At 68.5% G+C, this 14,524-nt stretch carries 11 protein-coding genes; 5 read left to right on the forward strand and 6 right to left on the reverse strand.

All coding sequences use genetic code 11. The features are described 5' to 3' along the window. The first annotated feature begins 121 nt into the window (after nt 1-121). The 3 genes from G3I17_RS01410 to G3I17_RS01420 all read left to right on the forward strand — a co-directional run bounded on the left by G3I17_RS01410 (nt 122) and on the right by G3I17_RS01420 (nt 3,755). Complete coding sequence (locus G3I17_RS01410) at nt 122-1,075, forward strand: glycoside hydrolase family 19 protein (protein WP_164593117.1); 954 nt, start codon at nt 122-124, stop codon at nt 1,073-1,075. Nucleotides 1,076-1,190: 115 nt separating this feature from the next. Beyond that, nucleotides 1,191-1,544, forward strand: a complete 354-nt coding sequence (locus tag G3I17_RS01415) for a GntR family transcriptional regulator (RefSeq protein WP_164593119.1) — start codon at nt 1,191-1,193, stop codon at nt 1,542-1,544. Nucleotides 1,545-1,721: 177 nt separating this feature from the next. After that, nucleotides 1,722-3,755 (forward strand): GxGYxYP domain-containing protein, encoded by a 2,034-nt coding sequence (locus tag G3I17_RS01420; protein ID WP_164593121.1) that lies wholly within the window; start codon nt 1,722-1,724, stop codon nt 3,753-3,755. A gap of 4 nt (nt 3,756-3,759) precedes the next feature. On the opposite strand, the gene G3I17_RS01425 is transcribed toward G3I17_RS01420, so the two are convergent. From G3I17_RS01425 to G3I17_RS01440, 4 genes are all read right to left on the reverse strand, one after another. Further along, nucleotides 3,760-4,998 carry a vanadium-dependent haloperoxidase gene (locus G3I17_RS01425; RefSeq protein ID WP_164593123.1) on the reverse strand — a complete coding sequence of 413 codons (1,239 nt, stop codon included), beginning with the start codon at nt 4,996-4,998 and terminating at the stop codon, nt 3,760-3,762. Between the two features lie 221 nt (nt 4,999-5,219). Beyond that, nucleotides 5,220-6,401 (reverse strand): MFS transporter, encoded by a 1,182-nt coding sequence (locus tag G3I17_RS01430; RefSeq protein WP_203589589.1) that lies wholly within the window; start codon nt 6,399-6,401, stop codon nt 5,220-5,222. Further along, nucleotides 6,398-7,156, reverse strand: a complete 759-nt coding sequence (locus tag G3I17_RS01435; RefSeq protein ID WP_164593124.1) for a DeoR/GlpR family DNA-binding transcription regulator — start codon at nt 7,154-7,156, stop codon at nt 6,398-6,400. Before G3I17_RS01435 ends, G3I17_RS01430 begins: the two co-directional genes overlap by 4 nt. Before the next feature lie 51 nt (nt 7,157-7,207). Beyond that, a complete protein-coding gene (locus G3I17_RS01440; protein WP_164593126.1) occupies nt 7,208-7,798 on the reverse strand; it encodes a hypothetical protein in 591 nt (196 codons plus the stop codon). 94 nt (nt 7,799-7,892) lie between these two features. Here G3I17_RS01440 and G3I17_RS01445 point away from each other — a divergent pair, with 94 nt between their 5' ends. Both G3I17_RS01445 and secA2 read left to right on the forward strand, forming a co-directional pair. Next, the gene (locus tag G3I17_RS01445; protein WP_164593128.1) at nt 7,893-8,693 is read left to right on the forward strand and encodes a GNAT family N-acetyltransferase; all 801 of its coding nucleotides are present in this window, start codon (nt 7,893-7,895) and stop codon (nt 8,691-8,693) included. Nucleotides 8,694-8,753: 60 nt separating this feature from the next. Further along, nucleotides 8,754-11,225 (forward strand): accessory Sec system translocase SecA2, encoded by a 2,472-nt coding sequence (secA2, locus tag G3I17_RS01450; RefSeq protein ID WP_239062087.1) that lies wholly within the window; start codon nt 8,754-8,756, stop codon nt 11,223-11,225. Nucleotides 11,226-11,725: 500 nt separating this feature from the next. Here the strand turns inward: secA2 and G3I17_RS01455 are convergent, their stop codons facing one another. Both G3I17_RS01455 and G3I17_RS01460 read right to left on the reverse strand, forming a co-directional pair. After that, nucleotides 11,726-12,919, reverse strand: a complete 1,194-nt coding sequence (locus G3I17_RS01455) for a GGDEF domain-containing protein (protein WP_164593132.1) — start codon at nt 12,917-12,919, stop codon at nt 11,726-11,728. Between the two features lie 293 nt (nt 12,920-13,212). Next, nucleotides 13,213-14,454, reverse strand: coding sequence for an MFS transporter (locus G3I17_RS01460; RefSeq protein WP_164593134.1), 1,242 nt, complete (start codon nt 14,452-14,454; stop codon nt 13,213-13,215). Nucleotides 14,455-14,524: the final 70 nt, after the last annotated feature.

Here is a 14,524-nt window from a genome sequence, read left to right on the forward strand (position 1 = left end):
GCGCGGTCGCGGTTGTGTACTTGAGCAACCGCTGGCGGGCGGTGGGAAAGTGGCGGTGTCGTGACTGGTTTTGGTAATTGTTCACGGCGCCTTATGCTCCTCCTTCCGCCCAGGAGTTGTCATGTTCAAGCGCGTTCTTTCCTCTCTGGTCGCATTGGCTGCGGTGACTGCGGGCAGTCTGCTCGCCGCCGCTCCCGCCCACGCCGTCGCCTTCCAGACCACCGCCAGCGCCCTCAACATCCGCTCGGAGCCGTACCTGTCCGCGGCTGTGGTGAAGGTGCTGTCCGGGCCGACCTCGGTCGACGTCGACTGTCAGAAGCAAGGCGACTCGGTCACCGTGCCGGGTCGCGCCGCCACAACCTGGTGGGCGCACCTGCCTGCGCATGGTGGGTACGCGACGGTCGGGTACATCAACACCACCGCGACGAAGCTGCCCGGAGTACCGGACTGCCCGGCCGACCCGCCGCCGCCCGCTGGTGACGTCACGCTCGCCGACGTCCAGGCGATGTTCGGCACTCGCATCGCGAACCCGTCGCTCGTCCAGACCGGGCTCCCGTTGCTCAACCAGGCAATGCGCGACGCCAGCATCAACACCCCGCGCCGCAAGGCCGCCTTCCTCGCAACCCTCGTGCACGAGTCCCGCCTCGAGTACGACATCCGCGAGATCGGCGACACCCGCGTGTACGGCGGCCGCGGCTACATCCAGCTCACCGGCGACTTCAACTACGGACCCGCAGGCCGGTACTTCGGTATCGACCTACTCGGCACCCCCGAACTAGCCCGCTCGCTGCAGTGGAGTGCCCCGATCGCCCGGTGGTACTGGACGGTCGCCCGCAACATCAACCCGTTCGCGGACCAGCTCAACATGGGCAAGGTCAACGCCGCGATCGGCTACCCGGCCGGCGCTGAGGACGGGCGCCGCTGCGACTCGTTCAAGAACGCGATCCGGGTGCTGACCGGTTCGGTGCCCGGCGGCATCATCTGCACCCGCTCGAAGGCCCTCAGCGGCGACACGAGCAAGCTCACCCGCACCCAGTTCGACGCCCTCACCAAGGTAGGCGGCGGCCTCGGCTGACCCGTCCAGCTAGAGCGAGCCCTCCGCTCCGTCCAGAGACTCGGCCGCCGCCGAAAGTCCGGGCAGCCACGGAGTGCTCCTTGACAGAGCTCTTTGTGTCAATACGATTGGCACAATGATCATCTTGGTGGATCCGGCTGCCTCGCGGCCGCCGTACGAGCAGGTGAAGCAGCAGATCGAGCAGCTGATCCGGCGCGGGGAGATGGCGCAGGGGACGCGGTTGCCCACCGTCCGCCAGCTCGCCGGCGACCTCGGGCTCGCGGTCAACACGGTGGCCCGGGCGTACAAGGAGCTGGAGGCCGACCGGCTGGTCGAGACTCGCGGCCGCAATGGCACCTTCGTGCTCGCCGCGCGCAGTCAGGTGGACGACGAGGAGACCCATGCGGCGGCGACGATGTTCGCGCGTGCCGCCCGGCGAGCCGGTCTGAGTGTGGCCGAGGCGACCCGGATCCTGCACGAAGCCTGGTGACCGGAAGCTGCTGACCCGAGCCCGGTGACCGGTATCGGCCATGGGCTGGCGAGCCTCGAACGGAAACGATTCCAAGCAATCTGCCGACAACGTTGTCCGAGGTATCGACACGCGGCGTAATGCTGGTTAATCTCCCCGTCATTTGACAGCGATGTCAGCGACAGGGGAGTGGTCACGATGGTATCGAGACGGACGTTCCTGGCAGGCAGCGGCGCAGTGACGGCGGGGGGATTCGGGCTGCTCCCCGGACTCCCCGCGGCCGCGGCAACGGGCCCGGCAGCAGGCCAGGCAGGCCCGAGCAGCAGTGGAGACGGCAGGCTGTTGCCGGCCTTCGGCAGACCGAAACACCTGCACTACGGCGATGTCAGCAAACTCGGCGGCGGCGACCAGACCCTGCTCACCACCTTGCAGGGCATCGTCAACCGCGCCGAGCCCGAGCTGTACTTCAGCTTCGACACCGGCACCATGAGTACGCCGGATGCCAAATGGCTCGCCGACATGCACCTGCCCACGACGACGTACCGGAACCCCTTGGACCTGGTGGCCAAGTACCGGCATCGCGTGCGTGGCGCGATCATCCACGATCCCGCCGTACCGGATTCGCTGAACGTCGCGACCACCTTGGCCGGGCTGGAGAACGCCGTCGTCGCCGATGCGGCTCAGGCCAAGGCGCACGGGCTGCGGATCGTGAAGGACCTGCGCGGGATGTTCGACGGCGACCGGGTGAAGACCTACCGGTGGCAGCTCGACAACCTGTTCCCGCGGGTCACCCACCAACTGCTGGCCGGCCTGCCACCGACCCGGGTGGTCGCGGTCGAGAACGTGCAGTGGCAGGAGATCGCCCGCGAGACCCGGCAGATCCGTGACTCGTCGAACCGCGGCGGCTACGAGCTCGACGTGTCGGCCAAGCTCGGCAAGGGGGCCGTCTACGTCAGGTTCCAGGACTCGTTCACCGATGACGGCTGGGGCGGATCGGTCTCCGAGATCACCGTGAAGGCGAACGGCACCCAGATCGCCCACTTCCTGCCAGGTACGCCGGAAGAGGCGCCGTACCTGTTCGACGGCGTCAACTCGTCGATCGGCGGTGAGGCCAACCGCTTCAGCGACGGCGGCGGCTACTTCATCTACCGGTTCGAGCCACCGGCCGGTACGACGTCCCTGGTGGTGACCGCGACGATGTGGAACCAGTACCTGGTGACCGCGACCGACACCTCACCGACCCGGATCGAGCCGTTCGCGTACTTCCGGGACTACGTGGTCGCCACCAAGGCGCTGGTGAGCTGGCTGCCCCCGGGCGGCGAGACCGGGGACCTGCTGATCGAGCACTTCGCCAGGTACCCGACGCTTGCGCCGTACATGGGCTGGTTCGCCAACGACGTCTCCGGTGAGTGGGACGGCGTCGACCTTGCCTCGCAAGGCGGTTCGCCGGTGATCGCGGCCGACTTCTACATGAACGGGACCGTCCACGCCGGGTTCACGGCGCCGATCTCGGCCAGGGTCCGGCCGGTCCGGCGGATCAACAAGCCGAAGAACAAGGTCTACCTGACACTGACGTTCGGCGAGGGCGACAACATCCAGTACTGCCAGCGGCACATGCGCGACCTGTGGGACGACCCGAAGCGTGGCGAGGCGCCGGCCAACTGGACCATCAGTCCGCTGCTCCTGGAGACCGGTCCGGGGTTGTTCAGCCACTACCAGCGGACCGCGACGGCCAACGATCTGCTGGTCTGCGGCCCCTCGGGTGCGGGCTACACCTATCCCGGGTCGTGGGCGGCCGGCCAGTTCACCGAGTTCCTGAAGCTGACCGGCTCGACGCTGCGCCGGACCGGGATAGACGTGGTGTATTCCTACAGCCACCGCGAGAACGACAAATGGGTGCTGCTGTCGGAGGAGATCGCCCGCGGGTTCGCGAAGTACACGCCGCTGAAGGGGATCATGCAGACCTGGGACGGTGAGCTGCTCACGGTCCGCCAGGGCGGTCTGCCGATCGTCGGCCAGTGGAGTGCACCGGGCAAGGCAGCGGAGTACAAGGCCGCGCTGGACGCCCAGGTCGCGAAGTGGGACGGCGCGAAGCCACTGTTCATCTCGGGCGGGATCAATGCGTGGTCGTGGACCCCGTCGGACATCGCGGAGCTGGCTGCCCTGCTCCGCGACCCGTACGAACTGGTACTCGCGAACACCTTCTTCGACCTACTCAACCGCGTGCTCTAGAGGATCAGCGGAACAGGCGGTCCGCGTCGCGGAGAGCGTTGGCGGCTACCTGGCGGCCGAGGGTGACCCCGGCTGTGTCGGCAGTGCGCGTGTGGATGCCGGACCAGACTCGGGCGTCGACGTTCTCCGCGGTGAGGTGGTGCCAGTCCGTGTACGTGCGGGTGATGCCCGGAGCAGTGGGGCTGAGGATCGTGTACGGCCTGGCCGTGTGGGCGCCGACGAGTGAGGTCAGCACCTGCTCGGCCGCACCGGCGTAGGTGTTGTGGCCGCTCGGATAGTCCGGGTGCGCTGGTGTGGCGTGCAGCGGCGTCCAGTTCGCGTCGTCCGTCGCACGGATCGCGGTGACCGGGCGCCAGCGCAGGTACGCGTACTTCGAGTCCGAGGTTGCGATCTGCGTGTCTACGGAAGCCACATGGAACAAGGCGACCAGTTTCGTCCTTTCTGCGAGCGGCTTACGTGCGGACTCCGCCAGGGCCACCCGCAGCGGAGCGGTGTAGAGCACGTACGACGAGCCTAGCCAGAAGGTCGCCGTATCGGTCTGGGCCTGAGTCCTGGTCGTGCTGTCGACTGCCCCGTCTGCACGCACCTCGGCCAGATCGCGCTCGTAGCGGTTCGAGCCGAGAGCAGGCGGCGGTCCGAGGCGGAACTCGTCGGCACTGCGTAGCAGGAACGGCTTGGCCACGCGATTCCCGTACTGCGCCGCCGGGCTGAAGGTCGGCGGAGTCGGCTGCCAGATCCCTGGATCCGTCGAGGGCGGGGTGAACGGGGCATTGACCGAGGCCGGATCCAACCCGTCGTCGGCGCGCGCGGCCAGTACTGCCTTGGCCTGCTGTCGTCCTGCGGCCACACCGGCGGTTTCGGCGGGCCCGTCGGTGATTCTGGCGAGGGTGGTGGTCAGAGCCTGGTCGACCTCTGCCTTGCGGGCCGGAACCAGGGTGGTGAGCGTTTCATGGATCGCGCCGGCGATCGCGGCCTCGCGGTAGTCCTGTGGACGCGCAGTGGCCGGTGTGCGGAGCAGGGCGCGGGTGGCGGCAAGCCAGCCGATCGCCCAGGTGCGGTTGTTGGCCACCTGGGCCGGCGCACCGGCCGCGGTGATGGTGTTGGCGGTGATGTCGTACCACTCGAGCGCGACGTCGACTCGTTGCCGGGTCGCCGACGCACTCGGCACGGCGAGGACGGCGGAGAAGGCGAGCGCGGGGGTGACCGCCAGGGCGAGGGCACGACGGACCGATCGTTGACGCATGAGAACTCCTCGGAGGACGCAAGGATCAAGCGCAGGCAGAGAGCGCTGCGCGGAAAGGGTGAAACCAGTGACAGCCGGAGTCGATCAACAGCCGGCGCTGGAGGTACGCATCAGATCGACGTGGCGTCGGGCCACCAGTCTGATCTCTGCGCTCATACGAAGAATGATGGCACGCCGAGCACTGCCGCGCGGTCCCGTATTACTACCTGGACGGTAGACATTCAGCTGGACTGATCGACCTGTTCGTCACGAGGGAGAACGGCCGAAACCGCGACCAGGCAGGCGGATAGGACCAAGGGCAGGATCATCGCGTGCTGGATGCCGAAGTGCGCGGCGAGCTGGCCGATGATCGCGGGGCCGACGAGGAAGGCGGCGTAGCCGAACGTCACGACGATCGCGAGCATCCGGCCGCCGCCGACGTGGCCGGCCACGGCGTAGACCTGGGGAGCGACCAGGCCCACGCCGAGGCCGACCAGCGCCCAGCCGATCAGCAGGAGCGGGAGCGGGTGGGCGAAGACGGTGATCAGGTAGCCGCCGATGGCAGTGACGGCGCCGACGCGGACGACCGTGCGGCGGCCGACGCGTGCGACGGCTCGGTCGCCGAGCAGGCGGATGATCACCATGAAGCCGCTGACGGCGACGAGGCCGAGGGCGCCTGTGGACGGGTCGATCTTGGCGACGTCGGTGACGTGGACCGACGACCAGTCGACGGCGGTGCCCTCGGCGAGGCCGAAGCAGAACGCCATCAGGCCGAGCGCCCAGGCGAGTCGCGGGATCGCAGTACGGACGCCGTCAGTGGTGTGCTCGATCCGGCGGCCCTCGGGCACGATGCGGACGCAGACAGCGATGGAGATCAGGCTGACGACGCAGATGGTGCCAAGAGCCGGGCCGACGTTGGCGGCGCCGGTCTTGTCGAAGAGGTGCGCGATCAGGACGATGGTGCCGGCCGCGCTCAGGTTGCCGATGCTCCAGAAGGCATGGAAGCGGCTCATGATCGGCTTCGGGCGAGCTTGCTCGACCTCGACCCCGAGCGAGTTCATCGCGACGTCCATCGCGCCGTTGCCCAGCCCGGCGAGCACCATCGCGAAAATTGCCCACGGCAACGATGAGGTGAGGGAGAGGGCGCCGACGCCGAGCGCGAGCAGAGTCAGCGTGACGAGCGCGACCGGCCGTGCGCCGATCCGATCGGCCAGCCGCCCACCCACCTGCATCGACACGACGGCCGAGGCGGCCAAACAGAACAACAACAACGAAAGCCCTGCAGCGCCGATGTCGAGCCGGTCCCGAAGAGCAGGCAGGCTGCCGCCGACGCCGCCGATGAGCAGCCCATTGGTCACGAACAGCAGGAAGACAGCCCCCGCCGCGGTCCGGGTGGACATGGGATTGGGGGCGGTGGTGGTCATGCGAACCTGATCTCGACGTCGGCGGAGCGGAACGCTTCGAGTGCCTCGGCGTCCGCCTCGGCGTCGGTGATCAGGATGTCGACGGACTCGAGGCCGGCGACCGTCACCATCGCGGTGCGTTCCAGTTTGGCTGATTCGACGGCCAGCAGGACGCGGGTGGAGGATTCGATCAGCGCGCGCTTCATCGCGGCATCGGCGAGGGTGTTGGTGGTCAGGCCGTGCGCCGGTAGCGCCGCGCAGCTGCTGATGACCGCGGTGTCGAAGTGGATGCCGCGGACGCCGGCCTCCGCGGCGGCGCCGTACGCCGCCAGTTCGGGGGAGCTCACCTCGCCGCCGGGCATGATCAGTTTGGTGCGCGCCGCCTCGCCGAGGACGACGGCTGAGTGCAGGGACAGCGGCATCACCGTGATCGCGCGCCCGGCCAGCTCGCGGGCGACCGCGAGGCAGGTGGTGCCGTTGTCGAGCGCTACCGCCTCGCCGTCGGCGATCAGCTCGGCGACGGCCGCGCCGAGCCGTCGCTTGACCTCCTTGCCCTGCTTGTCGCGCAGGGTGAACGGGATGATCTCGCCCCGCAACGCGACCCCGACCGCGCCGCCGCGGACCCGGCGTACCAGGCCCTGGCTCTGCAGCAGATCGAGGTCGCGGCGGATCGTCATCTCCGACGTCCCCGTGCCCTGGGCAAGCTCGGCGACGCCGACCCGCCCGGTACGAGCGAGCTCCTCGACGACGAACCTCAGCCGTTCCTCACTGTTCACATGTTCATTCGAACACAGCTGATGTTCGCCGCGCAACTCACCGGCGCTGGTTCACCAGTGATGGGCCACGTCGATCACGAGCCGGGTCGTGTTGCCCGGACCGGTGAGGACGTGGGTCTGGAACGGCAGCCGAGCCCGGACGCCGAGCGCCAGAGTCGTCTGGCCTTCGAAGCTGCCGCCCCAGGCCACTTGGCGGAAAGTGTCGTACCCGGCGACGGCAGACAGTTCCCGCTGGTTCTTCATCCGGTACGTCGCGCGGCCGGCCGCGTCGTACGCCGGTCCGTTGACGACGATCTGCAGGACGGCGCCCCCGCGAGTAGGGACCGGTGTGCCTGCTCCATCCATGGTGGCGACCTTGACGTAGCTGACCCGATACCCGGTCGCGCGCTTGCCGGCCAGGTCGATGACGAGCCGGTCGTAGCAGGCGTGCCGGCCGGTCCGGACGTTCTTCACGGCCGGCCCGGTCCAGGCTGTGCTTGCCTCAGGCAACGAACCCCAGGCGGTCGCGCAACTGCCCGAGCGGGCAGTCGATCGCTCGACGAGTGGGCTCGCCTGCGCCGGTACGGCGACCGCGGCGCCGGTGGCCAGAGCGGCGATCGCCAGCGTGACGATCGGGCGGCGAACGGAACTGAAGCTGCTCATGACGTTCATCCCTTCCGTGCTTGCTGAGGGGCCCTACTGATATGACGCCGAAAAGGGGGTGACGGTTGACCGGGAGGGGGACAAGATGGCGGTGATGACACCTGATGAGCTGCTAGAGGTTTTCCACCGCCGGATCCGCCTGCCGGACGCCGACACCATCCCCGGCTGGAAGCAGGAGCTGGACGGGCTCGTCCACCGCTCGTACTTCGAGGGCGAGGGTGGCGGCGGATTCGTCGAGGCCCCGCGCGGGCTCGGCGACGACCCGGACGCGGTGATCGCGGGGCAGATCGAGTTCTTCCGCGAGCGCGGGCTGGAGTTCGAGTGGAAGACCTATGGCTACGACGAGCCGGCTGACCTCGGTGAGCGGCTGATCGGCGCCGGATTCGTCGTGGCGGACCCGGAGACGCTGATCCTCGGCGAGGTGGACGCGATCTTGGCCCGGCCGGGGGCGCTGCCGTCGAAGGTGCGGATGCGGGACGTCGAGGGCGATCCGGCCGACTTCCACCGGATCGCAGTACTGATGGACACGCTGTGGCACAGCGGGCTGGAGGGGATCGAGGAGCGGCTGGCCGCGGAGCACCGGATGTTCCCGGACCGGCTGTCGGTGGCGCTGATCGAGGACGCGCTGCGGGGTCCCGAGGGGCCGGCGTTGACGGCCGCGTGGATCCGGTTCCATCCGGGGACGGGGTTCGCCAGCCTGTGGGGCGGCGGGACGCTGCCGGAGTGGCGGCGGCAGGGGCTCTACAGTGCGATCCTGGTCCACCGGGCGAAGATCGCGAAGGCGCGGGGGTACGAATTCCTCCGCGTCGACGCCTCCGAGGACTCCCGCCCGATCCTGCAGAAACTCGGCCTGCACGCGGTCGCCACCACCACGCCGTACGAGTGGAAGCTCTGACACGCCCAACCCGGTGCGCGGAACGACCTGTGCAGGTTGTACGTTTCGGAGATCATGGCCATGAAACTCACTTCGCGCTTCCGCCGGCTGCTGCAGCGCCCCGGCTCGATCGACCTCGGCCCGTACGAGAAGCTGACCACCGCGGTCGGTGATGCGGAGGAGTCGCTCCAGGACCTCACCGACGACGAACTCACCGAGGTCGTCACCGAGATGCGCACCACCGGCGGGCTCGACGAGGGTGACCAGATCGAGTTCCTCGCGCTCGCCCGGGAGGCCGGCCAACGAGCGATCGGCGAGCGGGCCTTCGACGGCCAGATCGTCGGCGCGCTCGCGCTGCTGCAGGGCCGGGTCGTCGAGATGGCGACCGGTGAGGGCAAGACCCTGGCCGGCGCGTTCGCCGCCGCCGGGTACGCGATCGGCGGCCGGCGCGTCCAGGTGATGGCCGTCAACGACTACCTCGCCCGCCGCGACGCGGAGTGGATGGGGCCGGTCTACAAGCTGCTCGGCGTCACGGTCAGCCACCTCGGCCAGGCGTCGACGCCGGAGGAGCGCCGCGAGGCGTACCAGGCCGACGTCTGTTACGCCCCGGTGAGCGAGCTGGGCTTCGACGTACTGCGTGACCGGCTGGTCGCCGATGTCGCCGACCGGGTCACCGTCAAGCCCGACGTCGCGCTCGTCGACGAGGCCGACTCGGTGCTCATCGACGAAGCCCGGGTGCCGCTGATCCTGGCCGGTGCGACCCGCACCGAGGAGCTCGACGACGACGTGGTCGCGCTGGTCCGCACGCTGCGCGCCGGGATCGACTACGAGATCGACGGCGACGGCCGGACGGTCGCGCTGACCGACAAGGGCACCGACAAGGTCGAGGAGAACCTCGGCGGCATCAACCTGTACGAGGACGAGAACCTCGACCGGCTGACCCAGATCAACGTCGCGCTGCACGCCGAGGTACTGCTGCGCCGCGATGTCGACTACCTGGTCCGCGACGGCAAGGTCAGCCTGATCAACAACAACCGCGGCCGGATCGCCAAGCTGCAGCGCTGGCCCGACGGTCTGCAGGCCGCGGTCGAGGCCAAGGAGGCCGTCCCGGTCAGCGACTCCGGTGAGGTGCTCGACAGCATCACCGTGCAGGCGCTGGTCAGCAGCTACCCGACGCTGTGCGGCATGACCGGTACAGCGGTCGTCGTCGGCGAGCAGTTGCAGGAGTTCTACAAGGTCGAGGTCGCGGTCGTACCGCCGAACACGCCCAACATCCGCGTCGACGAGCTGGACCGGCTGTACCTGACCGTCGACCAGAAGAACACGGCGCTGGTCAAGCACATCGGCGAGGTGCACGAGACCGGGCGGCCGATCCTGATCGGGACGCACAGTGTCGAGGAGTCCGAGCAGCTGAGCGACAAGCTCGAGGTCGCCGGGGTGCCGCACGTCGTACTGAACGCGAAGAACGACGCCGAGGAAGCCGCCATCGTCGCCGAGGCGGGTGTACCGGAGACGGTGACCGTCTCGACGCAGATGGCCGGCCGCGGTACCGACATCCGGCTGGGCGGGCGGGACGAGTCGCACGACAAGGACCGCGCCATCGAGCTGGGCGGGCTGTACGTGATCGGCACCGGTCTGCACGCGTCGAGCCGGCTGGACGACCAGCTGCGGGGCCGCGCCGGGCGGCAGGGCGACCCGGGCGGCTCGCTGTTCTTCGCGAGCCTCGCCGACGAGCTCGTCACCCGGTACTCCGTGACGTCGGGCCTGCGTCCGTCGCCGGACGAGGACGGCAGGCTGACCGACCGCAAGGCGATCGGGATGCTGGACCACGCGCAGCGGGTCGCCGACGGCGCGAACGCTGAGCTGCACCGGACGACCTGGTCGTACCACCGGCTCACCGGCCAGCAGCGGGCGATCCTGCTCGACACGCGCGAGAAGGTGCTGACCGAGGACCTGGCCGCCGAGGAGCTGGCGGAGCGAGCCAAGGAGCGGTACGACGAACTGGTCGAGGAGCTCGACGAGGACACGGTCAAGGCGGCGGCGCGCAAGATCGCTCTGCACCACCTGGACCGCAAGTGGACCGACCACCTGGCGTACCTGGCGGACCTGCGAGAGGGCATCCACCTCCGCTCGCTGGCCGGCGGCATCGTGCACATGAAGCCGATCGACGAGTTCAACAAGTCGGCGATCGCCTCCTTCGACACCCTGATCGCCGACGCCTGGACCGAGGCCGCCGAGACCTTCAAGGAAGCCGAGATCACCGCCGAAGGCCTGGACGAGGAAGCATCCGGCGTACCCCGCCCGACGGCGACCTGGACCTACCTCGTCAACGACAACCCCTTCGGCACCGAAGCCGACCGAATCCTCGGCCGCCTCCGCAACGCCATCAAGCCCGAGTCGTTCGGCCAGTCGGAAGAGATCCCCGCCGAGGTCTTCGACGAGGACGACCTCCCCGAAGAACTCCGCGACCTGGACGAAGACGACCTAGCCGACGACCTCCCCGAGGAACTCCGCGAAGCCGACGACGAGAAGAAGCCAGACACCAAAGACTGACTCTCTAGCCAACAGCCACCACAGCAACCTGTGGTGGCTGTTGTATGTGCCCCACTCGTACTCGTGTCGCGGGCCGGCGCATGGTGCCCACCCGAACCCCATGCGGTGCGCCCTTGATCCGTTCGGGGCACCCCGGTCACACGAAGCTGCGGGTCGGGACCAAGCAGGCCATCGGTCTCGAGGTGGCGCAGTACGTCGATGAGCCTGGCTGGCGCCCGGCTCGGGCCTGGCGACTAGGGATGTCGCCGGCCCGAGCCAGGCGGCGCTAGCTAGGAGTCAGACCGGCTTCGCTTTCGGCCGTCGGAAGGGTGATGCTCCATTCCCCGACTGAGTCGTTGCGAACCGAGACCCGGCCGACCAGGCGGCCCGCGGGAAGCTCGCCGTTTGCCCCTGGTGGCACGTTCGTTACCGGCCCCCAAGTTCGAGTTGGATCGAACCCACGGGTACAGGCGCTCCAGTATCAGCCCCCGACCCGTGGGTTCCCGCCGAGAAACGTTCAGTTAGCGTGAACATACGGGAGCTGTGACGACGCAGTTCCGCCCCGCATTCTTGGCGGCATACGTCGCGGTGTCTGCCGCCAGCAGCAGTTCGTCGAGGGTGCTGCCTGCGGTCGGGTAGGCCGCGGCACCGATGGAGCAGGTGAGACTGTCGACGGTCGTCAGACCTTGAGCGGTGAGGACGACGGTCGTGAGGGCGGCGATCCGGCGGCGGATCCGCTCGGCCGCCTGTTCGGTTTCGTCGTCGGTGGTGTTCGGCAACAGAATCGCGAACTCCTCACCGCCAAGGCGGCCGACCAGATCGTCGGTCCGGATCTCGTGCTTCAGCTCATCGGCGGCAGCCTTCAGCACCTGATCGCCGGCCAGATGACCGTAGGTGTCGTTGATCGCCTTGAAGTGGTCCAGATCCAGATAGAGCACCCCGAGCGGAGTGTTGCCGTTCCGTGCCCTGTCGAGTTCTTTGGCTGCGATCTCATGCCAGAACACGCCGTTCGCCAGTCCGGTGTGCTGGTCCGTCCGCGCGGCGAACTGGAACTGCCCGACCAACAGTGAGCGGTGCAGCCCGAGCACCGTGCTGAGCGCGACGAGAGTCAGCCACGGCTGTGTACTCAGTAGCACCGCGGTGGCGATGCCGAGCCCCAGTTCGGCGGCCACGATGATCTGGTCGCCCGGGCGACCGAGAACCTTGCCGACGCTGCTGTCCGGATTGGAGAGCGAGACCGCGCCGACGACCAGAGTGAAGTTGACGAACCAGTAGCTGGCCGCCGCCGCGACCACGGCGACCAGTCCGATCAGACCGCCGGCGTAGCCGGGGTGCGAGCTCGGGTTGATCGTGTTGACGCACATCCAGGCAGCTCCCGAGGCCAGTACGAGGGTGGCCGCCGAGAAGAAGCTGCGATGCGGAGCGATCCGCCGCAGCCGGAACCAGGAGTGCAGCGAGCTGAAGGCGATGATGGCGATCGCCAGCGGTGGCGACAGGATCAGGACGCCGGCGAAGATCCACATCGACTTCAGGTTCACGTAGGTGGCGCCTTCGGCGGCGGCCCAGCGTAGCCGCTCGATCTCGCGGCCGGCTTCGATGTGGATCGCGGATCCGAGGGCCAGGATGCCGAGCCGGATCCAGTCGTCGGCAGTGGTGCGGAGGCCGCCGAACGAGACGGCCAGCACGGCGACGGCCAGCAGGTCGACCGAAAGCACGTATCCCAGCACAGCAGGGCGCGCGGACCACAGAGCCCAGTGCGAGGGCGACCATGACGAGACGGCGTCGGTCTCGCGACGGCGCCTGCGCTTTGGTCTCCAATGCCGGATACTCGACATTACGTTTCCCCCAGCCCCACTGGTGGTCCTCACTGACCAGAGTAAACGTGACATCACGCAATGTCACTGCGTCAGGCCGCGGCGGCGATCAGGACCGGGAGGAGGTGTCTCGCGATGCACAACGAGTGGCCGTGATCTGTTGATCCAGCGCCAGTCCTCGCCAAACCCCCAAGCTAAGCAGCAACTGCGCGCTGATAGCCGCGGGCGGCACCGACGGCGAAGAGGACTCCCAGGACACCCGCAGCTGCTACGACCAAGCTTGGCTGCACGCTGTCTGCCGCAACTCCGGCGGCGAGTACCCCAATCCCCTGAGAAACGATCAGCGCGGTGCGGGCCAGGCCGATTGCCTGACCGCGCTGCGCGTCAGGTATGTCCTGGACGAAGGTGGCCTGCGCGGTGGGCAGGTATGCCGCAGACAGTCCTGACAAAGCCCACAAGGCCACGGTCACCCACAAGCCGGGGCTGAACACGCACGCCATCAATGGGACGCAGGTGCCGATCGCGAGTGGTCCGAGGATGGTCAGCCGTTTCGACGGGGCCATCCGGGAGAACAGCAGGATGCCGACGACCTGCCCGGCCGGATTCGCCGCGAAGAGAACACCCGCCGCGGCCGCACCGCCGCCGACTGTCGCGGCGTACGGAACGGCCAGTCCTTCGACCGTTATATAGAAGCCGGGTACACAGACGAGTGCCGTCAGGTACCGCAGCTTCCGGTTGCCCCAGACGAGCCGTGCTCCGGCGGCCAGCGAACCCCACCAGCTCGGCCGGGCAGTCGGGCCGTCCCAGGTGGGAACCGGGCGTTCCTTCACACCAAGCTGCAGCAGTACTGCCGACAGTGCAAAGGAGGCCGCGTTGAGCGCCAGCGCCTGACTCGCCCCTAGGGCGGCGACGAGTGTTCCGCCGGAGACGAACCCGATCAGCTGGGCGCCCTGACCGGTGACGACGGAGAGTCCGGTAGCGGCCTTGTACTTGTCGCCGGTCATGATCGTCGCCAGCAGTGCGGACCGGGCGGACTGGAAGGGTGCCGCGAGCAACTGCACTACGACCAGCAGTACGCACAGGACCCACAAAGGCGCGCCGGGGATCGCCATCATCGCGACCAGCGCCGCGCGGGCGAGGTCGCAGCCGACCACCAGGCGGCGGCGGGGGTACCGGTCGGCGAGGCCGCCCAGCAGTGGACCGCCGGCGATGTCGGGCAGGAAGGTGAGGGCGTAGGTGAGTGCGGACAGACCTGCTGAGCCCGTCCGGTCGAACACCAGCACCGCGAGGGCCACCCGGGCCAACTGGTCGCCGATCACAGAGCCCACGAGAGCTGCCCAGAGCCAGCGGAACTCCGCTACCGCGAAGACGTCGCGGTAGGTTGCCGGTCGGTCGGCGGGGTCGGTTGTGGCGGGGTCGGCGGGGCGGCGGGCCATCCGATCAAGCTACCCAGGGTCGGGGGTCGCCTGCCTGCGGTCACGGTGTGCCGTTATCCGTTCGGTGCCC

The sequence above is a fragment of the Streptomyces sp. SID13031 genome (genome assembly GCF_010548305.1).
Classification (GTDB): domain Bacteria; phylum Actinomycetota; class Actinomycetes; order Propionibacteriales; family Kribbellaceae; genus Kribbella.